This window comes from Pseudomonas sp. GW821-FHT11D10 (genome assembly GCF_058808435.1).
On the sequence record NZ_JBXARR010000007.1, the window covers coordinates 72,517 to 96,535 of the forward strand.

The 24,019-nt window shown below is 58.3% G+C and carries 19 protein-coding genes and 1 other RNA gene; 9 read left to right on the forward strand and 11 right to left on the reverse strand.

Annotated elements, in window-relative coordinates; translation table 11 throughout:
• Positions 1-176: 176 nt before the first annotated feature.
• From drmA to AC1RT4_RS20565, 4 genes are read left to right on the forward strand one after another with little or no spacing between them, the layout of a single operon-like run.
• Positions 177-4,211 (forward strand): DISARM system helicase DrmA, encoded by a 4,035-nt coding sequence (gene drmA / locus AC1RT4_RS20550; protein ID WP_493087469.1) that lies wholly within the window; start codon positions 177-179, stop codon positions 4,209-4,211.
• Positions 4,212-4,213: 2 nt separating this feature from the next.
• The gene (gene drmB / locus AC1RT4_RS20555) at positions 4,214-6,070 is read left to right on the forward strand and encodes a DrmB family protein (protein ID WP_493087471.1); all 1,857 of its coding nucleotides are present in this window, start codon (positions 4,214-4,216) and stop codon (positions 6,068-6,070) included.
• Position 6,071: 1 nt separating this feature from the next.
• The gene (gene drmC, locus AC1RT4_RS20560; RefSeq protein ID WP_124434064.1) at positions 6,072-6,836 is read left to right on the forward strand and encodes a DISARM system phospholipase D-like protein DrmC; all 765 of its coding nucleotides are present in this window, start codon (positions 6,072-6,074) and stop codon (positions 6,834-6,836) included.
• 56 nt (positions 6,837-6,892) lie between these two features.
• Positions 6,893-7,321 carry a very short patch repair endonuclease gene (locus tag AC1RT4_RS20565; protein WP_493087473.1) on the forward strand — a complete coding sequence of 143 codons (429 nt, stop codon included), beginning with the start codon at positions 6,893-6,895 and terminating at the stop codon, positions 7,319-7,321.
• On the opposite strand, the gene AC1RT4_RS20570 is transcribed toward AC1RT4_RS20565, so the two are convergent.
• The 8 genes from AC1RT4_RS20570 to AC1RT4_RS20605 form a co-directional block, all read right to left on the reverse strand.
• Positions 7,272-8,477, reverse strand: a complete 1,206-nt coding sequence (locus AC1RT4_RS20570; RefSeq protein WP_493087475.1) for a DNA cytosine methyltransferase — start codon at positions 8,475-8,477, stop codon at positions 7,272-7,274. The genes AC1RT4_RS20565 and AC1RT4_RS20570 overlap by 50 nt on opposite strands.
• Positions 8,478-8,646: 169 nt before the next feature.
• Positions 8,647-9,036: a transfer-messenger RNA gene (gene ssrA, locus AC1RT4_RS20575) on the reverse strand.
• 95 nt (positions 9,037-9,131) lie between these two features.
• Positions 9,132-9,410 carry a PA2433 domain-containing protein gene (locus AC1RT4_RS20580; RefSeq protein ID WP_262158329.1) on the reverse strand — a complete coding sequence of 93 codons (279 nt, stop codon included), beginning with the start codon at positions 9,408-9,410 and terminating at the stop codon, positions 9,132-9,134.
• A 130-nt stretch (positions 9,411-9,540) separates the two neighbouring features.
• The gene (locus tag AC1RT4_RS20585; RefSeq protein ID WP_493087477.1) at positions 9,541-12,363 is read right to left on the reverse strand and encodes an FAD-binding and (Fe-S)-binding domain-containing protein; all 2,823 of its coding nucleotides are present in this window, start codon (positions 12,361-12,363) and stop codon (positions 9,541-9,543) included.
• Positions 12,360-13,031 carry a LutC/YkgG family protein gene (locus AC1RT4_RS20590; protein WP_493087479.1) on the reverse strand — a complete coding sequence of 224 codons (672 nt, stop codon included), beginning with the start codon at positions 13,029-13,031 and terminating at the stop codon, positions 12,360-12,362. Before AC1RT4_RS20590 ends, AC1RT4_RS20585 begins: the two co-directional genes overlap by 4 nt.
• Positions 13,031-14,485 (reverse strand): LutB/LldF family L-lactate oxidation iron-sulfur protein, encoded by a 1,455-nt coding sequence (locus AC1RT4_RS20595; protein WP_493087481.1) that lies wholly within the window; start codon positions 14,483-14,485, stop codon positions 13,031-13,033. The genes AC1RT4_RS20590 and AC1RT4_RS20595 overlap by 1 nt, the downstream gene beginning before the upstream one ends.
• On the reverse strand, positions 14,482-15,306 hold the full coding sequence (locus AC1RT4_RS20600; RefSeq protein WP_493087484.1) for a (Fe-S)-binding protein: 825 nt from the start codon (positions 15,304-15,306) through the stop codon (positions 14,482-14,484). Before AC1RT4_RS20600 ends, AC1RT4_RS20595 begins: the two co-directional genes overlap by 4 nt.
• A 150-nt stretch (positions 15,307-15,456) precedes the next feature.
• Positions 15,457-17,151: a lactate permease LctP family transporter gene (locus AC1RT4_RS20605; protein ID WP_493087488.1), complete on the reverse strand. Its 1,695-nt coding sequence runs from the start codon at positions 17,149-17,151 to the stop codon at positions 15,457-15,459.
• A 262-nt stretch (positions 17,152-17,413) separates the two neighbouring features.
• Here AC1RT4_RS20605 and AC1RT4_RS20610 point away from each other — a divergent pair, with 262 nt between their 5' ends.
• The gene (locus AC1RT4_RS20610; RefSeq protein ID WP_007953782.1) at positions 17,414-18,181 is read left to right on the forward strand and encodes an FCD domain-containing protein; all 768 of its coding nucleotides are present in this window, start codon (positions 17,414-17,416) and stop codon (positions 18,179-18,181) included.
• A 50-nt stretch (positions 18,182-18,231) separates the two neighbouring features.
• On the opposite strand, the gene smpB is transcribed toward AC1RT4_RS20610, so the two are convergent.
• On the reverse strand, positions 18,232-18,714 hold the full coding sequence (gene smpB, locus AC1RT4_RS20615; protein ID WP_007953781.1) for an SsrA-binding protein SmpB: 483 nt from the start codon (positions 18,712-18,714) through the stop codon (positions 18,232-18,234).
• A gap of 119 nt (positions 18,715-18,833) precedes the next feature.
• On the opposite strand from smpB, the gene AC1RT4_RS20620 reads away from it, so the two are divergent.
• The 3 genes from AC1RT4_RS20620 to AC1RT4_RS20630 are packed head-to-tail and all read left to right on the forward strand — an operon-like array spanning position 18,834 to position 20,986.
• A complete protein-coding gene (locus tag AC1RT4_RS20620) occupies positions 18,834-20,237 on the forward strand; it encodes a sodium-dependent transporter (protein WP_007953780.1) in 1,404 nt (467 codons plus the stop codon).
• A 7-nt stretch (positions 20,238-20,244) separates the two neighbouring features.
• Positions 20,245-20,679 carry a type II toxin-antitoxin system RatA family toxin gene (locus AC1RT4_RS20625; RefSeq protein WP_003221509.1) on the forward strand — a complete coding sequence of 145 codons (435 nt, stop codon included), beginning with the start codon at positions 20,245-20,247 and terminating at the stop codon, positions 20,677-20,679.
• A complete protein-coding gene (locus AC1RT4_RS20630) occupies positions 20,672-20,986 on the forward strand; it encodes an RnfH family protein (RefSeq protein WP_085608030.1) in 315 nt (104 codons plus the stop codon). Before AC1RT4_RS20625 ends, AC1RT4_RS20630 begins: the two co-directional genes overlap by 8 nt.
• A gap of 62 nt (positions 20,987-21,048) precedes the next feature.
• On the opposite strand, the gene AC1RT4_RS20635 is transcribed toward AC1RT4_RS20630, so the two are convergent.
• On the reverse strand, positions 21,049-21,576 hold the full coding sequence (locus AC1RT4_RS20635; protein WP_493087492.1) for an outer membrane protein assembly factor BamE: 528 nt from the start codon (positions 21,574-21,576) through the stop codon (positions 21,049-21,051).
• Between the two features lie 97 nt (positions 21,577-21,673).
• Here AC1RT4_RS20635 and fur point away from each other — a divergent pair, with 97 nt between their 5' ends.
• Complete coding sequence (gene fur / locus AC1RT4_RS20640; RefSeq protein WP_007953774.1) at positions 21,674-22,078, forward strand: ferric iron uptake transcriptional regulator; 405 nt, start codon at positions 21,674-21,676, stop codon at positions 22,076-22,078.
• Positions 22,079-22,153: 75 nt separating this feature from the next.
• On the opposite strand, the gene recN is transcribed toward fur, so the two are convergent.
• A complete protein-coding gene (recN, locus tag AC1RT4_RS20645; RefSeq protein ID WP_493087495.1) occupies positions 22,154-23,827 on the reverse strand; it encodes a DNA repair protein RecN in 1,674 nt (557 codons plus the stop codon).
• Positions 23,828-24,019: the final 192 nt, after the last annotated feature.

Sequence of the window (24,019 nt, forward strand, 5' to 3'; positions counted from 1 at the left end):
ATCCCTCGGACGTGGTCGTGTCGCCCCGGGATTTTGCTGAGCTGCGCCTGGAAGGAGGCGCTGAATCAATCTCGCGAGAGTTATTCGGTAATGTGGCAGGCATTCTCAGCCGCTGCACGCAGTCCGGACTTTAACGTCGACGTTGAAGTGCAGGTCGATGAGGAAGAAATTTAGGCATGATTATGGAAGACAAAAGCAACGAAAGAAGCCCTGAGGCTTGGATCGTAGTCGATCGTGGCTTAGAGCATGACACTTGTTTGGCCGATAAAGGCGTTCGCCTGAAGGGGCGCCATCCCGCACTGCATGAGAAAGCTTGGGTGCTAGTTCTGAACCCTGCTGGTGGCATTGTGCGTATTGGTCGTTTACTGCGCATTCGAGTCGATGGCGGTGGCACCTCGTTATATTTCGACAAGTCCAAAACTATCGATCCTGCAGTTAGGGTCGGCAGCACCGGTTTGCTACCTCCGGCCACCGGTTGTGCCGTGCGAGTTCCTTGGACCGAGTTCGCTGAGGCAATTCCGCGTGCCATCGGCATCACCCTTGCCGAGATTCCTCTGGTCGAGAACGAGGCTTACGTTCGCGAATTACTGCAGTGCGCAATCATGGACGATCTTTTGGGGCCAGCCGGTGGACCGGAAGAGCTCATTGTCGATATGAGCGTCCGCGATCGTTATCTTGTCGGCAAGCTCGCGCCGATGGAAAACGCCGAGCGTGGTGAGGATGTAGCCCCTCCTGAGATGAATGAGGAGGATGAGCCAACTGATTTGGAACCGAAGGCTCAGTCGAACAAAGTCGATTCTCCTCAGAAATCTGGTGGCGGTGATTCCGAAGCCGAAGAAGAGGTGGATACAGCCTCGAACCAATCGCTAGCACCTTCGAGCTTAGGATTTACCTTCTGCGTCGATAGCAATGTGAAGCGTCTCGAGGTGGTTGTGAGCTGGGGGCGCTATGAGCGCGTCGAGTCCGATGACCCCGCCCATGCCAAGGTAGTCAAGAAGGCAGTCCGTGATGCCGAAGGCCGGGTGATCAAGACCATTGAGCAAGTTCTCAAAGCCAAAGTCTGGCGGCGAAAGCCCTCTGGTGGAACCTTCCCGTTGGAGCTGGAGGAGGGCGTGATCTCTCCCGTCGCCCCGGACGCTGCCTGCCAGGAAGTACTTGTTCAAGGCACGGTTCGCTCTCCAAATGAAAAGGGTGAGCGCTTGGTAACGTTGTTTCTTGTAAATGGGCAGACGGAGCCGGATGAGAATCGTGATTCGGCCTGGGTGTTCCAGCCGGAAATTCGCGTGCGTGCAAATGACGAAAGCTCGATAAAAGATGTATTCCGCCGTCGTCCTGCTCTAGAAGCGAATGTTGGCGCTGCGGACGATGACGACTTGCGCGAGCGTCTGGCGCTGGAAATGATTTATCGCGACCGGGTCGAGTTCGCTGTCGGTCATGGTGTTGCAGTGCATGCATTGTGTGGTGCTGATGTAGCGAGGGCAGTTGAACTACGTACTGCGGTGATGCCGCAATATGAAGTGCCGGTGACGGAGACGCCGGGTTTGGATTCGCAAGATCGCCCCGCTATGCGCAGACTAGTCGACGAAGAGCTGCTGGATATGAAGCATCTAGCGAAACTGGAGATTGGCGAGCTGGTTGCTGCGCTCAGAATACTGACTGAGGATTATGCTGCCTGGATAAAAGATCAGCGGGCACGTACTGAAACCGATGCCGTCGGCTATGCCCAGCAGGCCGATGAGGCACTGGGGCAATGTGAGTCGATCCTGATTCGACTGCGCGAGGGTGTGAGTCTGCTGGCAACAGACGATAAGGCCCTGGCGGCATTTCGGTTTGCCAATCGTGCAATGGCAATCCAGCGTGTGCATAGCGCGTTCGCCTTGCAGCGCCGGCGCGGTCGCACTGTCCGGCTGGAGGAGTTCGACATTTCGAAGAATCGATCTTGGCGTCCCTTCCAGTTGGCTTTCCTTCTGCTGTCCTTACCTGGACTGGCTGATCCGAAACATAAGGATCGTACTCAGCCTCTACAAGCCTATGCTGACCTGCTTTGGTTTCCCACCGGTGGTGGCAAGACCGAGGCGTATCTTGGTGTCGCTGCTTTCACCATGGCGATTCGCCGCTTGCAAGGAAATATGGGCGGCTACGACGCATCTCGCGGTCTGGCTGTGATCATGCGCTACACCTTGCGCCTGCTGACTCTGCAACAGTTCCAGCGGGCTACCGCGTTGATCTGTGCGATGGAGAGTATTCGCCGAGAAGCGCTTGCAACGGGTGACAAGTCCTTAGGCGATAGCGCGTTCACCATCGGCCTTTGGGTCGGCAATAAGGTGACGCCGGGCACCACCGAGGATAGCCACAGGTACATCGAAGCCATTCGTACCCCAGGTCGAAACCCGACTGGTATGGCATCGCCAGCACAGCTCACAGGGTGTCCATGGTGCGGAACGGAGATTGATCCGAGCAGAGATATCGAGGTCGACAAGATCGTTGGACGGACGACAATCTACTGCGGCGACAAGCTCAGTGTCTGCGACTTCTCCCGCGGCCGCTCAAGCAAGCTGGCACATCCTGGCTTGCCGGTTATGGTCGTAGACGAAGAGATGTATCGTCGCCCACCGTCCATGATGATCGCCACCGTCGACAAGTTCGCCATGATGGCGTGGCGTGGACAGGTACGGAACCTGTTTGGTCGTGTCTCGAAGGAGTGTTCCCGTCATGGCTTGCTCTGGCCGGGTTCTGAGTGTAATACCGGCCATAGGGCTGTAGCCGGTAGAGCAGCGGCGTCGGTCAAAGCTATCGCTCCAGTAAGGCCGCCGGACCTGATCATTCAGGACGAGTTCCACCTGATCAGTGGGCCTTTGGGGACCATGGTTGGGCTGTATGAGAGTACGGTCGATGAGCTGTGCACTTGGCAGTTGGGTGACGATTCGATCCGCCCGAAGGTGATCGCCTCCACGGCTACTGTGCGCAAGGCGCAGCAACAGGTCAACAATGTATTCATGCGCCAGGTCTCGGTTTTCCCGCCGCATGGCTTGGATGTCGAGGACAACTTTTTCTCGGTGCAGCGCCCCATTGAGCAAAAACCAGGGAGACGTTATCTAGGCATTTGTTCTCCGGGTAGCTCGCGGCCAGCGATGCTGATCCGGGTCTACACAGCTGCTCTGACTGCTGCCCAAGCACTGTTCGATCGCTTCGGCAAGGCTGCTGATCCGTACATGACAATGGTGGGGTACTTCAACTCGCTACGAGAGTTGGGTGGTATGAAGCGTCTGGCCGAGGATGACGTGCAGACTCGTGCGTACCGCGTGCAAATGAGCATGGTGCAGCGGCCTGGTCTGGCCCAGCGCAGCGTTATGAATATCCGTGAGCTGACTTCTCGTGTTTCCAACCAGGACATTCCCAAGTATCTCGACCAGCTTGAGGTGATGTTCAAGTCCGAGTGGGATCCTGAAAAAGGTAAATACGTGACCCGTTGGGAGGAAGGAGATTCTCGAGCCATCGATATCGTATTGGCTACCAACATGCTGTCGGTCGGGGTCGACGTTAACCGGCTGGGAATTATGGCAGTCAACGGTCAGCCGAAAGGGACTGCGGAATATATCCAGGCGACGAGTCGTGTGGGGCGTCAATTCCCTGGTCTGGTGTGCACCGTGCTGACATGGGCGCGACCTCGCGACCTCTCGCACTACGAGACCTTTGAACATTACCACGCGACCTTTTACAAGCATGTTGAAGCGCAATCGGTTACACCGTTTTCGCCGCGCGCCATGGATCGCGGTTTGACTGGAGCGGTGCTTTCACTTATCCGCGCCAAAAACGATGAGTTCGCGCCGAACGACGGAGCACAGAGCCTCAAACAGCCGAATCAGGCGGAAATGCTGGATGCCATGAAGGTGCTCGAAACGCGTGCCGACAACATTGCGGAAGCTCCTGCGAAAAAGCTCGCAGGGGACATGCTCAAGCAGCGTGCGGATCAGTGGGTGAACGAAGTAATGCAGGGTAACCGTATTTTGGCATATGAGAAGCGGGGGCCAGATAAGGACAGAACTGTTGCCTTGATCAAGGCACCAGGGGCGCAGACTTGGGATAACTGGACGGTACCAATGTCGATGCGTGAGGTCGAGCCTGGAGTTCGTTTGGTCATGAACTCGGCAAAAATCAAAGACGATATTCAATGGAAGCCTCGCCCTGCGGCGGCCGATAAGGACGAATGAGTATGGCAAACGAAAAGACCCCTGTTGGCTCGGTACGACCGAGTCAGCTTCTGTGGACTTATGGCCCAGGTGCCCTAATCGATTTGCCTAACGTGTCGGTCATAACCTCAGGAATCGACGTCTGGGAGAAGGACCGCTGTCAGCCGTTGATCGAAAATCGCTTGCTCGCAGCGGTGCAGAAGGTGCTTGGCCCTCAGGTCGAATCGCTACGTATGCCGCCATTCACTAAGGGCGACCCCGTCGATCCTTTTTCTGCGGAATCGAATGTTGGGGTGCCGGTTCGTCCGTTCCCCCGGTGGCTGCGTTGTGTGAAGTGTGGGCTGCTGTCTCCCTATGACAGTGGTCTGTTCGAGCTCAAGGAAAGTCGGTACCGCCCAGAGGCGACGCGTTTCGTTCATCAGGGTTGCAGAGGCTCCAAAGGGGATCAACCTGCGAAAGATGCCGATGCCGTTCCGGCACGTTTCCTTTTGGCTTGCAAGAATGGCCACCTGGATGACTTCCCTTGGCAGTGGTTCGTCCACAGTGGCCCTCGCGATTGCATAGGGACATTGCGTTTCTACGAAAGCGGTGCGTCCCTTCAGACCGAGAATCTTTGGGTGAAGTGCGATACCTGCGGTGCCGCGCGTAACATGGCCCAAGCGTTCGGGCGGATTGGTAATGAGAATTTGCCAGGTTGCCGGGGTCGACATCCTCATCTTGATCAGTTCGAGCTGGATTGCGATGCGGAACCTCGAGCTGTGCTGTTGGGGGCTACCAACAGCTGGTTTCCTATTTCTTTGTCTGCATTGGCGATACCTCAGGCGAAAGACGGGCTGGCGCAGTTGGTAGAAGATGGTTGGAGTTTCTTTGGTGACCTGAATGAGCCAGAAGAGGTGCTCCTGACCATCAAGTTGTTGAAGAAGACTGGTTCGTTGCCTGGAATCGATCAGTATTCCGCGGAGGCTATCTGGGCTGCCATTGAGGCGTATCGTTCCGGTGGAGATAAGGGTGTCACCGAGGCTGATATCAAAGGGCCTGAATGGCGAGTGCTGATTGAACCGTCACCGGTAAATGATTATCCGCACTTCATGTCCGAGGCGGTAGGCGTTCCCAATGGTTTTAAAGGCAAGATCTTCAGGGTGTTGCTGCTGAAGCGCTTGCGCGAGGTCAACGCTTTGCTCGGCTTTACGCGAGTCGAGGCGCCTGATGACTCTGGCGGTAGTGGAACTGGACCGATCCAAGCACCGCTGTCACGCACAAAGCCTGATTGGGTGCCAGCCAACCAGGTACACGGAGAAGGTATCTTCATTCAATTCGATGAGCAGTCGATCGCTGAGTGGGAGCAGGGTGCCGAGGTTCAGGCTGCTGATGTGAGTCTGCGAGGCGGACATAAAGGTTGGCGGAACTCTCGACACCTACGTCCGCCTGAAGACGGATACCCAGGTGCCCGCTACGTGATGCTGCATACCTTGGCCCATCTGCTTATCCGAGAGCTGGCGTTGGAGTGCGGATACAACGCAGCCAGCATTAGAGAGCGGATCTATGCTGAAGTGAGTGAAGAGGGTAATCAGTGCGGCTTCATCATCTACACGGCAGCCGCGGACTCCGATGGAACCTTGGGCGGCTTGGTCGAGCTGGGTAAGCCAGAAAATCTGGAACGTCTACTGGTCCAGGCTTTGCGGCGTGCGCGTATTTGCTCCTCCGATCCACTGTGCGCTGAGCATGATCCGCAGAAAGACCGGAGTCTACATGCAGCAGCTTGCCATGCTTGTTCCTTCGTCGCGGAAACCTCGTGCGAGTATGGCAACCGTTATCTGGACCGAGCGATGGTTGTGCCTACTTTTGAGAATGCCAAGGCGGCATTCTTTGAGGGTGCTTGAGGTGCGCGATTTACTTATCGCGATATCCGAGTTGGTTTCCATCGTCTCCTTTGACCGTATTGCCGCTTTGGCGACCAAGGTCAGGGGAATTGACGCAACTAAAGCTGGGGATCTTGGAGCTGGAGTGTTGTCTGCAAAGGCGAGCAATGCGCTCAAGGTGATGATCAGTGCTTGGAAGGCGTCACCCTCAAGTGGAGAGACCTTGGCTGCAATGCTCTTGGCCGCAGCTCATGCATTTCGTCATGCGGAGAATCGGCAAAGGGTCGAGCTCGTTTGGACTGGGCCGACCACCGGGCTCGTTCCTGCTCGGCGAACCGAGCAGGCTTTGATCCAGGTAATTGATGCCGCTCAGCAGCGATTGTTCGTCACGAGTTATGTTGCGTACGACATTGAGTCGATCGCCAAGGCTCTGAAATCAGCGGCAAAGCGAGGTGTAAAGATCCAGTTCTTGATGGAGCTCTCGAGTGCGCAAGGTGGCAAGGTTAGCATCGACCCTATCGGTAAACTGCAGAAGATAGTTCCAGATGCACTTTTCTATGTCTGGAAAGATAAAGATGCTGCGTTCGTTAATGGCAGTGTGCATGCGAAAGTCGCAGTAGCAGATGGGGCATATTGCTTCATCACCAGTGCCAATTTGACCGGCTACGCAATGGATCAGAACATGGAGGCTGGGGTCTTGGTCTCTGGTGATCTATTACCCGAGCAGCTTCATCGACATTTGGAAGCCTTAGCGATAACAGGGGTGATAGTTCCTGTTGGTGGGTGATGGGCTTATTCAACTTGCGATGCTGATGCATCTAGTCGATATGAGGCAGGGTACACGTGGGTTCAGGCGCGTCGCGAAGCGACATCATGCGGGCAGTCAAGCGTGCCCACACAAGACCGGAGATCGTCGTTCGTCAGGCACTACATGCTTTAGGGTTAAGGTTTCGTCTGCACCGCCGAAATCTCCCCGATTCGCCAGACATAGTCCTGCCGAAATTCAAGACGGTGGTCTTCGTGCATGGGTGTTTCTGGCACAGACATTCTGACTGCCGCTACGCGACTATCCCTAAAAGTAGGCAGGAGTATTGGCTACCCAAGTTCGACGCGAATGCAGAGCGTGATGCGCGGAAGGAAGCTCAATTGCGAGAACTTGGCTGGCGCGTGCTGGTGATGTGGGAGTGTGAAACTAAGAGCCTTGAGGCGCTGGAGGCGCGCCTTAGGCTTGAATTCGATCTTCCGCTTGGCGAACCGCCTCATAGTCCCTGATGTGTTGCATCAGGCTTTCTCCGATTACTTCTCCCAAGCGCACCGGAACTGCGTTGCCGATCATGCGGCCGACGGCTTTGAAGGTGATCCGCTCTGGCTCCATGAACACGTAGTTTCTTGGAAAGGACTGTAGGATCGCTGCTTCACGAAGTGATAGAGCGCGGGCCTGATCAGGGTGGCCGAAACGGCCATTCCCGAAACCGTAGCAGAGGGTGGTCATTGTCGGGCTGGGGCGATCTGCGCGCATACGTCCGTATACGCTCGGATACGTTTTGCCGCTCGCTTTACGATGGCATTCGGCAACTAGCTCTGGTGGCCAATCTTTCCAGGTTCCGCCCGGCCTGGAGTGAATAATGCGTCGCATGTTTATTGGGGTGAGTGTTGCTGCCCGGTGAAGTGGATCGTTCGGGTCGCATTCTCCGGCCGCTAGGCGAGGCAGTGCACCGATGACGTCCTCGACATTGACTGGGGCATCCAGATGCGTGGGAGGGATGATACTTATAGGCATTCCCAATTTAGAGGCGAGCAGAACATGGCGACGTCGTTGCTGTGGCAAGCCGTATTCGACGCAAGCCACTCGCCCGTCCCAGATCTCGTAACCCTGCTCCCTGAGGCTTTGTACGAAGTCGTGGTACACCTCGTGTTTTGTGACGTCAGGAACGTTTTCCATGGTTACAAGGTGTGGCTCAGTTTCTTCGATGAGGCGGCTAAAGTGGTAGAGAAGCGGCCACTTACGGTCATTCCGAGTATCTTTGCCTTGGTTGTAGGTCGAGAACGGTTGGCAAGGCGCGCAGCCAGCTAGAAGCCTGTAGCGGTCCGGGCGATACCAGGCAAGCAGCTCCTCTGCTGTTACTTCCTGCACGTCCTTTTTGACAAAGGCAGCTTGGTTGTTCTCCTGATAAGCGTACGCACATTGGCCTTCGATGTCATACCCTGCATGCACGGTAATGCCGGTGTTGCGCATACCAGCGGTGAGGCCGCCAGCACCACAGAAAAGGTCAACTGCGTCAATCATTGAAATAGGTCCTCTTAACAGGAGGTATTCGCGGGAACCTTTGTAAAGATCAAGCACGATATTTGGCACCGCTATCATATCGTGTGCTGTGTTTCGCAGCTTTGACTTTGACGTCTGAAACCGCGTGGCTTGAGCACCCATGGTGATCTCCGATACTGCGTGTATTCCAAAAAATATCAGTTGTGGGCTTGGAGCAGCACGTGGAATACACAACTTGTAGGATGGGCTCAGAAGCCCTCGGATCCCATCGGACCTGTTGCTGTATTTCATGCACAAAAAAAGACGTCCAAGGACGTCTTTTTTGTGTATTTGGTGGAGCCGGGGGGATTTGAACCCCCGTCCGCCAGTACTCCGCTGTCGGTACTACATGCGTAGCCGTGTCTATTAAGTTAACCCTCAGCGACCCGACGGGCAGGGTGCTTTGGGCGAGTTGTGTAAGTTTTAGCCGCTTCGTCCACAACGTACTGCACGGCGATTCTGTTCTATATGACAATCATTTTGGGTTTACAGACATCCCCTGATGATTGCTGGACCCGAAGGTACCAGGAGTGCATGTCAGCTGCAATTAAGCAGCGAGAGCAGCACCGTATTGGTCGTCATTGGCAACTATAAGAAGTTGCAACAGTGGATTTACGACTTCTGTTACCAAGTCGGCATGCACCTAGAGTTTCGCAACCGGCGTCGAATCCTAAACGGCCCCGAGCCTGGTGCTCTGTGTGTCTTGTGAGCAACAAGCCTGCGCAGTGTACGCCAAACGGCTCACAAGGCCAACCCGAAGGTTGGCCTGAGCTTCGATCAGTTGTTGGTTCCGCTGGTTTTGCGGAGTTCCAGAATGGTTTGCTGGGTTTCAGCCACGCATTCGTCGATCTTGCCCTGGGCCTTGAGTGCCTGGGCCTTCTGCACACTGGCTTCAACCCGTTGATTCAGGTCGGGTGAGGCCATTGCCTGCGCCTTGGCGTTGTTGATGGTTTGCAGATTGGCGTCGCACAAATCGGCGGGCTTGTCGGCGGCGAACGAAGCAGACGCCATCATCGAGGCAGTAACGAACAGACCTAACAGTACAGAACGTTTCATATGAATCTCCTTGAACTGAGGGATCCAGACTTCGCTGGCCGTCAGGACGGGCAACCGAATGGAGGACAAGCCCCGATTGTTCGGGGCCTGTTCTGTGGACTGCGGTCGCTCGCAAGGGTTCTATTTTTCTTCAGACGGCGGTTGCGGGGGCTTTGGCTCGGGTCACCCGATCCACCAGATACACCAGACCGTGGTAGTCGATTCCGCCGTGTTGCGTCAGACCGATCTCACAGGTGCGGCTGGTGGAAATCCCCTCGCTGCACTGTTGCACCGCATCCTTGAGCGTTCGTAGCGAATGGCTGTTGAGCTCCGGCGTGGTGAAACCTTTGTCGCCGGCGAAACCGCAGCAGTGAATGCCTTCCGGGATCACTACCGTCTTGCTGCATTTGCGCGCCAGGTCGATCAGCGCCTGGCTTTCCCCAAGGTGCTGAGTACTGCAGGTCACGTGAACGGCAATCGGTGCTTCCTGCGGGGTGAATTCGAGACGATCCATCAGATGCGTACGGATGAATCGCACAGGGTCATACAGATCCAGGCGAACATTTCCCACATCCTGCACCAGCCGCAACGTGCAGGGGCTGGTGTCGCAATAGATCGGATCAAGCCCGCCGCGACTGGCCTGGAGCAATGCGCCGATCAGTTCCTGACGCTTGTGTTCGGCCTGTTCGGCATAGCCCTTGGACGCGAAAGGCTGACCGCAGCAGAGGTTGTCCAGATTGTCCGGGAACACCACCTGATAACCGGCCTTCTCCAGCAGGCCACGGGTTTTGTCGTACAGCGACATCTGCTCCTTGTCGCCCGCCGCGGGTCCCATTACTCGCGATACACAGGCCGCCAGATACACAACGCGCGGGCGTTCGTCCGACACGGCCGGGCTGAAACGAACGGCTTTTTCCGGCTGCGGCATTGCGCTGGTCCACAGCGGCACCTGACCTTTGGACAGCCGCGTCAGGGTCGCCGAAAGCTTCGCCAGGCGCGGTGCCCCCAACAACATCCGCGCACCGTTGGCCACATGCAGGGTAAAACGCGCACCTTGCAGGGTGGTGGCGAAATTTCCTTCGATCAAGTTGGCGGTTTTCGTATGCGTGGCGTGACGGCCGCGAAGCTTTTTCACCAGCTCGCCGGTGTTGATGCCTACAGGGCAGCGTTGCGCACACAAGCCGGTCGCGGCGCAGGTATCGATGCCTTGGTAGTCGTAGGCTTTTTCCAGTTCGGAGGTGTCGATCCCGGCACGTTTTCTTGCCTGAATGTCGCGCCAGATCACGATGCGCTGGCGCGGGCTCAGGGTCAGGCCTTTCGAGGGGCAGACTGGCTCGCAGAAACCGCACTCGATGCATTTATCCACAATCTCGTCGGCCGCCGGCAGCGGTTTCAGGTGCTTGAGGTGGATCTGCGGATCTTCGCTGAGCACCACGTCCGGATTGAGAATGCCGTTGGGGTCGAGCAGGCGTTTGAGCTGCCACATCAATTGATAGGCGTCGCTGCCCCATTCCAGTTCGACGAAGGGCGCCATGTTGCGCCCGGTGCCGTGTTCCGCCTTCAGCGAACCGCCGAACTCCACGGCCACCAGTTGCGCCACGTCGTCCATGAACGCCTGATAGCGTGCGACTTCTTCCGCGCTGTTGAAGCCTTGGGTGAAGACGAAGTGCAGATTGCCTTCCAGCGCGTGTCCGAAAAGGATCGCTTCGTCGTAGTGATGTTTGTCGAATAGCTCGATCAGGCGGTTCACGCCGATGGCCAGTTGTTCCACCGGGAAGGTGACGTCTTCGATGATCACCGTGGTGCCGGTCTTGCGCACGGCGCCGACGGCGGGGAAGGTGTCTTTGCGGATCGCCCAGAGGCGGGCGTTCTCGACCGGGTCTTCGGTGAAGTCGACCTGTTTTTCCACGGGAAAGGCGCCGAGCGACGCCATGATCTGCGTCAGTTGTTCCTGCAGCAAAGTGGAAGAGGCGGCGCGGGATTCGATCAGCAACGCGCAGGCATTGTTCGACAGCTGCTGTACGAAAGCCGGCATGCCGGGTTTGTCCTGCACCGAACGCAGGCTGCGGCGGTCGAGCAGTTCTACGGCGGACACCGGTTGGCTTTTCAGCACGGTGACGGCGTTGCAGCAGGTTTCCACGTCGGGGAAAACGATCAGCGCCGAAGCCTTGTTCGGGTGGTCGATCACCGTGTCGTAGGTCACCGCGCTGATGAAGCCGAGGGTGCCTTCGGAGCCGACCAGCAAGTGACTCAAGATATCCACAGGCTCATCGAAATCCACCAGCGCGTTGAGCGACAGGCCGGTGGTATTTTTCAGGCGGTATTTGTGGCGGATTCGCGCGGCGAGTTCGGCATTGGCGCGGGTCTCGCGGCCCAAAGTCGCCAGACGTTCCAGCAATTCACCGTGGCTGACTCGAAACGCCTCGACGCTGGCGGCATCTTCGGTATCCAGACGTGTGCCGTCGGCCAGCACCAGACGAATACCGGCCAGCGTGTGATAGGTGTTTTGCGCGGTGCCGCAGCACATGCCGCTGGCGTTGTTGGCGACAATGCCGCCGATCTTGCAGGCGTTGATCGAGGCGGGATCCGGACCGATTTTGCGTCCGAATGGCGCGAGCCATGCGTTGGCCTGGGCACCGATTACCCCCGACTGCAGGCGGATTTGCGTGCCTTGCCCTCGGATCTCCCGGGCGTTCCAGTTATCCCCAAGCACGATCAACACCGAATCACTGATCGCCTGGCCGGACAGGCTGGTACCGGCGGCGCGGAAGGTCACCGGAACCTGATCGCGCTGGGCCAGTTTCAGCAGCGCCACCACTTCATCTTCGGATTCGACGCGGATCACCAGTTGCGGAATCAACCGGTAGAAGCTGGCGTCGGTGCCGAAGGCCAGGGTCGACAGCGGATCGTCGAAACGGCGCTCGGCTGGAATCAGTTGCTGCGCATCGCGCAGGAAAGTCGCCGGTAAGGTCATTGGTCCTCCAGGATCAACACCACCAGGTCTTTCGGGCCGTGGGCGCCGTAAGCCAGGACTTGTTCGATGTCGGCGGTTTTCGACGGGCCGGACACCAGCAATGCATTGGTCGGCATGCCTTGCGCCCACTCGAATTCCTGCTGCACCTGGTAGAAGTTGTCGCGGATCTGGCTGGCCTTGAGCAGGGCGAAATGCACGGGCGGTACCAGGCTCATCAACCGAGGTTCTTCGCGGGTCGGCCAGAGAATCAGGCTGCCGGTCGCGGCAATCGCGCCGAGGGTGCCGGTGAGGCTGGCCGGGGTGTCGTTGAACAACTCGGCTTTCCACTCTTCCATCGGCCGGTCGTAGGACTTCAGCGCCGGCAGATCAGGATTGTTCGCCCAGTGTTGTGTGATCCGTTGCCCGTGAGGCGTAGTCGGTGCGATCAGCAAGCTCGGCAACTGACGGTCGCGCAGCAATTGCGCCAGCAGCGCCGGCCAAGCATCAGCGGAAGTCAGATGGATTTCGGTGTGCACCGCTTCCATCAATTTGCGCAACTGTGGGATGCGTTGTTCGGCGCTGTAGGTGTAGGGCTGGGTCACCAGATCGACGTCGAAGTTGTCGGCAATCGGCGTTGTGCCGATCAGGCTTTTCCTTAACTTGCCGAGGATGTTTTGCTTGGCGCTCATCAACGGTCTCCTTGTTTGGCCAGGTGTTCGCGAGCCATGTCATGCAATGAGCGGGCGGCGGGTTTCGGTGCGCTGTGATTCTGCGTCCACGGCCCGACGTTGTTGGGTGCCAGGGCGCGCAGGCGTGTGGCGAAAAACGCAAACAGTCGATACAGGGTCGGCGAGCTGTTGAGCTTCGCCCAGGCGTTCCAGATGAAGCGTTCCTTGCGCGAATATTTGCTGCCCTGGCCGCGCATCACTTGATGAGGACTGTCGGGAGCTTTGACGTTCTCTTCGCGTAGGCGGCGCAGCAGTGCGGGGATAGGAATTTTTACCGGGCACACTTCACCGCAGGCTCCGCACAACGAAGACGCGCTCGGGTGATCCGGGACTTTCGCCAGGCCGACCATGTGCGGGGTGATGATTTTGCCGATCGGGCCGGGGTAAACCTCGCCGTAGGTATGGCCGCCGACGCGGGTGTAGACCGGGCAATGATTCATGCACGCGCCGCAGCGGATGCAGTTCAGCGTCTGGCGCAGTTCACTGTCGGCGAAGGCCTGGCTGCGACCGTTGTCGAGCAGCACCAGATGCACTTCCTGCGGACCGTCGAGTTCGTGTTCCTTGCGCGGGCCGGAGATCATGTTGACGTAGGTGGTGATCGGAATGCCCAGCGCCGAGCGGGTCAGCAATGACAGCAGCGGCACCACGTCGCGCAGGTTTTCCACGACTTTTTCGATGCCGGTGACGGCGATGTGCACCGGCGGCACGGTGGTGGTCATGCGGCCGTTGCCTTCGTTTTCCACCAGCAGCAGGGTGCCGGTTTCGGCCACGGCGAAGTTGACACCGGAAACGCCGATGTCCGCTTCGAAGAATTTCTGCCGCAGGACCCTGCGACCGATCTGAATGAGTTGGTCAACGTCCTTGGTGTATTCCACGCCAAGTTTGTCGTGGAACAAGGACGCGACCTGACCGGCATTCTTGTGGATTGCCGGCATGATTATGTGTGAAGGCTTCTCGTGGTCGAGCTGGACGATGTACTCCCCCATGTCGGACTCCAGACATTCAATGTCTTGAGCCTCGAGGAAATGGTTCATCTCCATCTCTTCGCTGACCATCGATTTGCCCTTGATCACTTGCCGCGCCTCGTGAGCGCGGATGATCGAAAGGACTATGCCATTGGCCTCGTCCACCGTTTCCGCCCAGTGCACTGTCACACCGTTGCGGGTCAGGTTCTGTTCCAGTTGCTCGAGCAGGTCGGGCAACTTGGAGAGCGCGCGGGCACGGATTGCATTGCCCAGTTCACGCAGGTGTTCTCTTTCGTGGGCATCGCTGAAAGCCGCTGCCCGCTTGGTCATCAGTGAATCCATCGCGGTGCGGAAGTTGTTCCGCAACTGCGAATCGCCCAGGGCGTTGTGTGCCCGGGTGCGGAAATCTTCTTCTACGGCAACCGTAGGAATAATCGTGGAAGTGCTCATCGCGCACCTCCGGTTCGTTGCCAGAGGAAGCTCGCCAGGTGTTGCCCGCGCAGCGCTGCCTTCTGTTTTTCCAGCGAGCCGTTGATGTTCATCAGGCAGCCGCAATCGGCACTGAGTACCTGATGTGCGCCGGATTCCTTCAACGCCCGGGTCTTGTCAGCCACCATCGCGCCGGAAATGTCTGGCATACGGACGCTGAATGTCCCACCGAAGCCACAGCATTCGCTTTCGTGATCGTGGTTGACCCGTTCCACGTTGCTCAACTGCGCCAACAACTCGCGGCCGTGCAGGTGGGTGTTCATTTCCCGTCGCGCCGAACACGAGGTGTGCAGCGCCACTTTCACCGGCTCGCCGCTGTCCTTGAGCTGCACCTTGCAGACGAACAGCAGAAACTCGGCCAGCTCATAGGTTCGCGCCGCAAGGGTCTGAACCTGTTTCAACGTTTCCGGCTCGTCCTTGAACAAGTCGGCGTAATGTTCGCGGATCATTCCGGCGCACGAACCCGACGGCACCACCACTGGATAGTCCCCGGCAAACAGCGCCAGTTGCGAGCGCGCTACCGTCCGTGCCTGCTCGGTGTAACCCGAGGTGTAGGCCGGTTGTCCGCAGCAGCTCTGCCCTTGCGGGTAGTCGACCCGGATGCCTTCGCGTTCCAGCAAGTGGATCGCGTCCATCCCGGCTTCCGGGTAGAACAGGTCGACCACGCAGGTGCCGAACAGGTAGACCCGCGACGGTTTCTCGCTGGGGTATTGCCGGGGTTCGGGCAGTGGCGGTGCGACGCGAGTGGCGTTGGGCACAGCGTTGTAAAAAAGCTCGCTCATCAGGCGTGTCTCCGGGTGGGCCCGGTTATCCGTCTGTTGAGGCTGCCGAATATAGAGCGCGTTGCTTTCAGCAGCCTTACAGACCGGGTTGTGAATTGCTGACGCCGGAATCACGAACCGGCGTCGGTTATTTCCATGTCGCTTGTAGTCTTAATGCACCAGCATGCCGGTGAACCAGTAGGCCTGAGCCAAAGTGATCAGGCCGACGATCGTGGCAAAGAATAGGCTGTGCTTGAGGGTGAAGCGGAACAGATCGGATTCCTTGCCCACCAGACCGGTCGCGGCGCAGGCCACGGCGATCGATTGCGGGGAGATCATCTTGCCGGTCACGCCGCCGCTGGTATTGGCCGCCACCAACAGGGTGTCGTTGACCCCGATCTGGTGCGCGGTGGTCGCTTGCAGCGAACTGAACAGGGCGTTGGACGAGGTATCGGAACCGGTCAGGAACACGCCGAGCCAGCCGAGGAATGGCGAGAAGAACGGGAATGCCGCGCCAGTACCGGCCAGCACCAGAGCCATGGTCGAGGACATGCCGGAGTAGTTGGTGACGAAGGCAAACGCCAGCACCATGCCGATCGACAGGATCGGCCAGCGCAGTTCGTAGAAGGTCTCTTTCAAAGTGGTCAGACCAGTTCTGAAGTTGATCTTCAGCACCAGCATCGAGATCAGCGCGGAGAAGAAAATCGCCGTGCCGGTCGCGGAAATCGGATCGAGTTTGAACACGGCCGGGATTGCAGTCGGGGCGGCAACGATCGGTGCGGTCTTGATTACCAGTTGATCAAGGTGCGGAATTGCGAAGTTGAACACCCAGGCGTACATCGAACCGCCGGCGGCGAACATGGCCTTGAAGGGCTTGAGGGTCCAGATGGTCACCAGCACGGTGAGGATCAGGAACGGCGACCACGCCTTGAAAATTTCCCCAAGGCTGTAAGGCGAAGCGACGGTGGTGCGCTTCTGGCCGAAACCGCCGACGCTGGCAGTCGCCACCGAAGCGGAAACAGCACCGGCAATGTGCTGGCCGGCGGCACGTTTCGGCTGCCAGACCTTCAGGAACAGGGTCAGCGAAATCAGGCTGGCCAGGGCCGACGTGATGTCCGGAAGTTCCGGGCCGATGAAGTTCGAAGTGAAGTATTGGGTCACGGCAAAGCTCAGGCCTGCAACCAGCGCCGCCGGCCAGGTTTCACGCACACCGCGCAGGCCGTCCATCATGAACACCAGCCAGAACGGCACGAACAGCGACAGCAGCGGCAACTGGCGGCCGGTCATGGCGCCGATCTTGAACGCGTCGATGCCGGTGACTTGACCGGCCACGATGATCGGAATCCCCAGCGCGCCGAACGCTACCGGTGCGGTGTTGGCGATCAGGCACAGGCCGGCGGCGTACAACGGGTTGAAGCCCAGGCCTACCAGCAGCGCAGCGGTAATCGCCACTGGCGCGCCGAAACCGGCGGCACCTTCCAGGAATGCACCGAAGCAGAAGCCGATCAACAGCACCTGCAGACGCTGGTCATCGGTGATCGACAGCACCGAGCTGCGGATGACCTCGAACTGACCGCTCTTGACCGTCAGTTTGTACAGGAACACCGCCGCCACAATGATCCAGGCAATCGGCCACAGACCATAGGCGAAACCATATCCGGCGGCGGCGAACGCCATGTCGACCGGCATCTGGAACGCGAAGATCGCCACGGCGATGGCCAGGGCAAGCGTGATGCTGCCGGCCACATGACCTTTGAGGCGGAACACCGCCAGGGCGAGGAAGAAGAAAACGATGGGGATGACGGCCGCGAGTGCGGACACGCCGAGACTGCCGAGCGGGCTGTAGAGCTGTTGCCAGGTTTGCATATGGGGTGGCCCCTAATTGTTGTTGGTCAGGCACTGTCAGCGTTCTTGGTTAATTGGTAAGACCAATTTACAATCGCTGTTGGCTAGGGTAAAAGCCTTGATATCGGTGTGTCAATTTGCCGCCCTAAAACTTTTGTCGAACAACCGGACGGCGAGTCGGATTGCACCGGTTGAATTGGCGTCATCTGGCAGGTGTCGGCGCAGCGTCGATAGGCCAGAATAGAGAGCCCGGCGAGCGGTCGGGATGGTGGAGAGTTGAGTGATGGGGTTTGATCAGATACGTCAGCGCCGTTTGTCTGACGACATTGTCGAGCGACTGGAAGGGATGATTCTCGAGGGCACGTTGAAGTCCGGTGAACGTCTGCCGGCCGAGCGGGCACTGGCGGAACAGTTCGGTGTTTCCCGGCCATCGTTGCGCGAGGCGATTCAGAAACTTGCGGCCAAAGGTTTGCTGGTCAGCAAGCAGGGCGGCGGCAACTATGTCGTGGAAAGCCTCGGTTCGACGTTCAGCGATCCGCTGCTGCAATTGCTGGAAAGCAATCCCGAGGCGCAGCGCGATCTGCTGGAATTTCGCCACACGCTGGAGGCATCGTGTGCCTATTACGCAGCATTGCGCGCTACCGATGTGGATCGTGAGCGGCTGACGGCTGCATTTGAAGAATTACAGGACTGCTATTCGCGTCATGACGAAGTGAGCCGGGCGGAAGAGGGCGCGGCGGATGCGAAATTCCACCTGGCAATTGCCGAAGCCAGTCATAACGCGGTGTTGCTGCACACCATTCGCGGGCTGTTCGACCTGCTCAAGCGCAACGTGGTGACCAACATCGGTGGCATGTACAAACAGCGCACGGAAACCCGCGACATGCTGATCACGCAGCATCGGGAATTGTATCTGGCGATTATCGAGGGGCGCGCGGAACAGGCGCGTGAGGTGTCCAGTCGACACATTCTGTATGTGCAGGAAGTGCTGGAAGAGGTACGTCAGGAAGTGCAGCGCATGGCTCGCGCCGAAAGACGCAAAGGGATGTAGGCATGACCGTTCCCGTGCCGGGCGCGGGAACGGTCATTCAGGCAGAAGAATCAGTCTTCCTTGCCCTTGTTGCGCACCGCACGCTGCAACTCGCGACCGGCGTCGCGTTCGCGTTCGGTATCACGCTTGTCGTATTCCTTCTTGCCCTTGCCCAGTGCGATCTCGCACTTGACCATGTGCTTGCTCCAGTACCAGGACAGGCACACGCAGGCGTAACCCTTCTGCTGCACGGCGGCGGCGAGCTTGTCCAGCTCGCGGCGGTTGAGCAGCAGCTTGCGGGTACGCACCGGGTCGGCAATGACGTGGGTGCTGGCGGTCATCAGAGGCGTGATGTGGCTGCCGAGCAACCAGGCTTCGCCATCCTTGAGCAACACGTAACTGTCGACCAGTTGCAGTTTGCTTGCCCGCAGACTTTTTACTTCCCAGCCGGCCAGGACCAGACCAGCCTCGAACTTGTGCTCGATGAAGTAATCGTGTCGCGCCTTTTTATTCTGCGCGATGGTCCCTGTTGGGTGTTTCTTCTGTTTAGCCATAGGGGCGGCATTATATGGAGATAAACGGCTGTCGGCTACGGTGATGCTGCGTGCTTGAGCAGGTTGAGTGAATCCCGGACAATGCGGCCTCTTTTTCTAACGCTTGGGCGTGATAAACGATGTCGACAGACAAGGTTTCTGTCCACGGCAGTTGGGCTAGCCGCTGGGTTTTCATATTCGCCGCGACCGGTTCGGCCGTGGGATTGGGCAGCATCTGGAAATTCCCCTACATGGTCGGGGTCTACGGTGGCGGCGCCTTCGTGCTGATGTTTCTGGCGTGTATCGCGCTGATCGGCATTCCGGTGATGCTCGCCGAAACCCTGATCGGCCGCCGTGCCCGTCAGAGTCCGGCCAATGCCTTGAAGGTGCTGGCGCTGGAAGCCGGGCATTCGGGCAAATGGTCGTGGGGTGCGTTCGCCGGGATGATCACGGCGCTGCTGATCCTGTCATTCTATAGTGTGGTCGGCGGCTGGTCGCTGGATTACATCATTGATATGGGGCGCGGGGACTTCCAGGGTGCGACGGCCGATCAGGTCGGGGCGTACTTCGGAAATGTCATCGCCGATCCGTGGCGCATCACGCTGTGGCACACGGTTTTCATGCTGTTGTCGGCGGTGGTGATCGCCAAGGGTGTGGTCGCCGGGCTCGAGCGCAGCCTGCGGATCATGATGCCGCTGCTGTTCGTGATGGTGCTGGTGCTGCTGGGTTACAGCATGACCACCGGGCATTTCATGGAAGGCGTGCACTTCATGTTCGACTTCCATCCGGAAAAAGTCCTCGACGGCTTGCTGCCGGCGATGGGCCACGCGTTCTTCTCCCTGAGCGTGGGCGTGGGCTCGATCATGATCTACGGCGCCTACATGACCAAGGAAGCCTCGCTGTCCGGCACGGTCGTGGGAGTGGCGCTGCTTGATACCTTCGTTTCGCTGGTGGCCGGTCTGGCCTTGTTTCCGATTGTGTTCGCCGGTGGTTTGAACCCGAGCGAAGGCCCGGGGCTGATGTTCGTCAGCCTGCCATTTGCGTTCGGTAACGTGCTTTTCGGCCAGTTGATGGGCGTGGTGTTCTTTGTTCTGGTGGCCATTGCGGCCTGGAGCTCGGCGATCTCCCTGCTGGAGCCGATGGTCGCCTATCTGGTCGAGCGGACTAAAATCAGTCGTGCCTGGGTGACATTCTGGTTGGCGTTCACCTGCTGGTTCGTCGGCCTGGGCACGGTGTTTTCCTTCAATATCTGGAAGGAAGCCAAATTTTTCGTGAACGATGGCGGGGTGTTCCATCTCTACCAATGGGGAGCGGCCGGTGGCCTGGACTTCTTTGGTGTGATCGACTTCTTCACCTCGCGGATCATGTTGCCGCTCGGCGGACTGTGCTTCGTGCTGTTTGCCGGTTGGGTGATGGGGCGTGAAGCGGTGCGTGACGAATTGTCGATTCGCAGCCCGGCGCTGTTCGCCCTGTCTCTGTTCTTGATGCGCTATGTGGCGCCCATCGGCATTCTTGTAGTGTTTGCCGCCCAGCTCTGGAAGTGACGCTTACATGACGACACATATTCAACGATCGGCGCTGCTGCCTTATCCGGCGCAATTTCTCTACGACCTGGTCAATGACGTGGCGCGTTACCCGGAGTTTCTGCCGTGGTGCTCGTCTGCAGAAGTCCTGGAAAGCTCGCCTGAACATATGCGCGCCAGTGTCGGCGTGGCCAAGGGCGGCCTCAGTCAGCACTTCGTGACGCGCAATACGCTGGTGCCAGGGCAGTCGATTGAAATGAACCTGGAAGAGGGGCCGTTCAATCAGCTGCACGGCGTCTGGGTGTTCAAGGCGCTGAACGAGAAGGCCTGCAAAATCAGTCTGGATCTGTCTTTCGACTACGCCGGGCCGCTGGTCCGCGCGACGCTAGGCCCTTTGTTCAATCAGGCGGCCAATACGCTGGTGGATGCGTTCTGTCAGCGCGCCAAGCAGATGCATGGTTGAGCCGGTGATCGAAATCGAAGTGGTGTATGCCGCCGTTGATCGTCAGGTTTTGCGTGTAATCAGTGTTGCTGAGGGTACGACGGTGCGTGCGGCGCTGATGGCGTCCGGGATTGATGCTGAATTTCCGGAGCTGGATCTGAAGAGCTGTCCTTTGGGGATCTTCGGCAAAGTGATTGCTGATCCGGATGCTCGAAGGGTTCAGGAAGGCGATCGCATCGAGATCTATCGGCCACTGTTGGCTGATCCGAAAGAGGTGCGCCGTCTGCGTGCCGCCAAAGCCGCCGAAGCAAAGGCGCGAAATCAGTAGGCTGGCCAAACGGCAGGCAATAAAAAACCCGGAATTTTCCGGGTTTTTTATTGCGTCGCAAATTATTGCGGCGAGGTGTCCAGCGGTTCTGGTGTTGGAACCGGAACGGTTTCCACACCATCGACGTCCTTCTGGATCTGATCCAGCAAGGAGCCTGGCTTGACCGGTTTTTCCGGTTTTGGCTGCTCGACGTTTTCAGCTGGAGTGGTCACGCTGGTGCCACTGTCCTTGCCGAGAATGGCTTCGTCACGGCTGACACCCGGCATGAAGTCACCGGACAGGCTGACAAGGCGGTCATTCGAGTCGAAAATGACACTCATGCGTTCCTGCTGGCGTTCACCGCCACCAGGTTGCAGGCTGTACAGATAATCCCAGCGGTTGGCATGGAACGTGTCGGCAAGCAGAGGGTTGCCCATGATAAACCGTACTTGCGGCCGGGTCATTCCCGGGCGTAACTGGTCTATCATGTCCTGCGTGACGACATTGCCCTGCTGGATGTCGATTTTGTAAACCCCGGGGAATGAACAACCGGCGAGTGCGAGCAGTCCCACAAAGGTGAAACTGGTTAGCAAGAGCTTGGTGTTTTGCATCGGTGGGCGACTTCCACTATCTTGGCTGGGACAACGTAAACGCCGATCATACCCGCATTAAGAGAAGCTGCGAAGCAGCATCGCGAGAAAGCTGACCATGGTTGAAAATAGCGAACTACGCAAAGCCGGCCTCAAAGTGACCCTGCCACGGGTCAAGATCCTGCAAATGCTCGACTCTACAGAGCAGCGTCACATGAGTGCCGAGGACGTCTACAAGGCGTTGATGGAAGCTGGCGAGGACGTCGGTCTGGCCACGGTTTACCGTGTTCTGACCCAGTTCGAAGCGGCTGGCCTCGTGGTCCGTCACAACTTCGACGGCGGCCACGCGGTATTCGAATTGGCCGACGGTGGCCACCACGACCATATGGTCAACGTGGAATCCGGTGAGGTTATCGAATTCGTCAGCACCGAAATCGAAAAACTCCAGAAGGCAATCGCCGAGGAGCACGGTGTCGAGTTGGTGGATCACAACCTGGTGCTGTACGTACGCAAGAAAAAGTAAGCATGTCGCGCGAATTTCAGGTTCGCGAAACGAGCGAAGGCGACCCAAGGGTCGCCTTCGTGCTTTCTGCGGTGCTTAAACCTTTGCGGTAACGACCATCTTTTTCGCGTGCGCCAAGGACTCTTTGGTCAGATCGATGCCGCCGAGCATCCGCGCGACTTCTTCTATACGGTCATTCTTGCTCAGCTTCGAAACGGCTGTGTGAGTGGCCTGCTCGCCTCGCACCTTGTGCACGAACAGATGCTGATGCCCCTGAGCCGCGACTTGCGGCAAGTGCGTGACCGTCAGTACCTGTCCGCGATCCCCGAGGCGACGCAGCAACTGGCCGACGATTTCGGCTGTCGGACCGCCAATCCCCACGTCCACTTCGTCGAACACCAGCGTCGGTACGCGAGAGGTCTGGGCGGTAATCACCTGGATGGCCAGGCTGATCCGTGACAGCTCACCGCCGGACGCCACTTTGGCCAGGGCCTTCAACGGTTGGCCCGGGTTGGCGCTGACCAGCAGCTCGACCTGTTCCAGACCATTGGGTTGCAGTTCGCTGCTGTTGTTGGCGCGCAATTCGATGGTGAAGCGCCCGCCGGGCATGCCCAGACGCTGGATCTCCTGCTCCACCGCGCTGGCCAGGCTACCGGCCGCCTGATGGCGCAGTTCGCTGAGTTCCCGGGCCTTTTCCTGATAGTGGCGGGCATAGGATGCGAGTTCTTCGGCAAGACGTTCGATGGATTCGTCGTTGGCGTCGAGGGCTTCGATTTCGTCGAGCAGCTTCTGCTGCATCTCTGCCACTTCTGTCGGCTGAATGCGGTGTTTGCGTGCCAGCGTGTAGATGGAATCCAGACGTTCTTCCAGGTATTGCAGGCGCGCCGGATCGGCATCGAAGTTGTCGAGAAAACGATTGAGTTCGCCGACGGCTTCTTCGACCTGAATCTGTGCGCTGGTCAGCAGACTGCTCGCCTCACCCAGCGCACCCACCGAATTGTTCACGCTCGACAGCCGGTTGAGGCTGGCCGTCAGGGCATTCAGCACGTTGCCGGAATCGCTTTCGCTGCATTGCTCGACCACTTGTCGGCAGATGCCGAGCAGGGTTTCGGCGTTGGTCAGGTTCTTGTGTTCCTGCTCCAGCTCTTCCAGCTCGTTTTCACCGAGGCCGAGGTTTTCCAGTTCTTCGAGCTGGTAGCTGAGCAGTTGGTGGCGCGCGCGCTGTTCGTCGCCGGAGTTGGAAAGGCGTTCCAGCTCCTGGCGGGTCTGGCGCCAGCGTTGGGCGGCCAGATGCACCTGCCGCGCAAGATCGGTGGCCCCGACGTACTCGTCGAGCAGGCGCCGATGGGTGTCGGTCTTGAGCAGGGATTGGTGTTCGTGCTGGCTGTGGATGTCGATCAGCAGCTCGCCGAGCGCCTTGAGGTCGCCAAGCGGGCAGGGCGTGCCATTTATATAGCCGCGTGAGCGACCTTCGGAAGTGATGACCCGGCGCAGGATGCACGGGCCGTCGATTTCCAGGTCGCGTTCCGCCAGCCAGGCGCTGGCCTCGGGGATGTCGGCCAGATCGAAGGTCGCCAGGATGTCGGCCTTGTCGGCGCCCGGTCGAACCACGCCGCTGTCGGCGCGATCACCGAGCGTCAGGCCCAGGGCGTCGAGCATGATCGACTTGCCGGCGCCGGTTTCCCCGGTAATCACGCTCATGCCGCGATCGAGTTCGAGATCGAGATGTTCAACGATGGCGTAGTTGTGTACGGACAGGTGCACCAGCATAAAGGCCGCTCCCAGGCTATAGGTCTGGTTATTTATACAGTGTTTTGTTTCAGGCTGACAATGCCCTCGCTCAGCTCGATAGGGATGATCCGATCAAATGCTTGTCGCGCCCGGGAATGACAATGCAGCACTTTTTTGTAGGGTTAATCGTTGTCAGCCCTTGAAGCCTGATTTTGCGGCCCCATATACCGG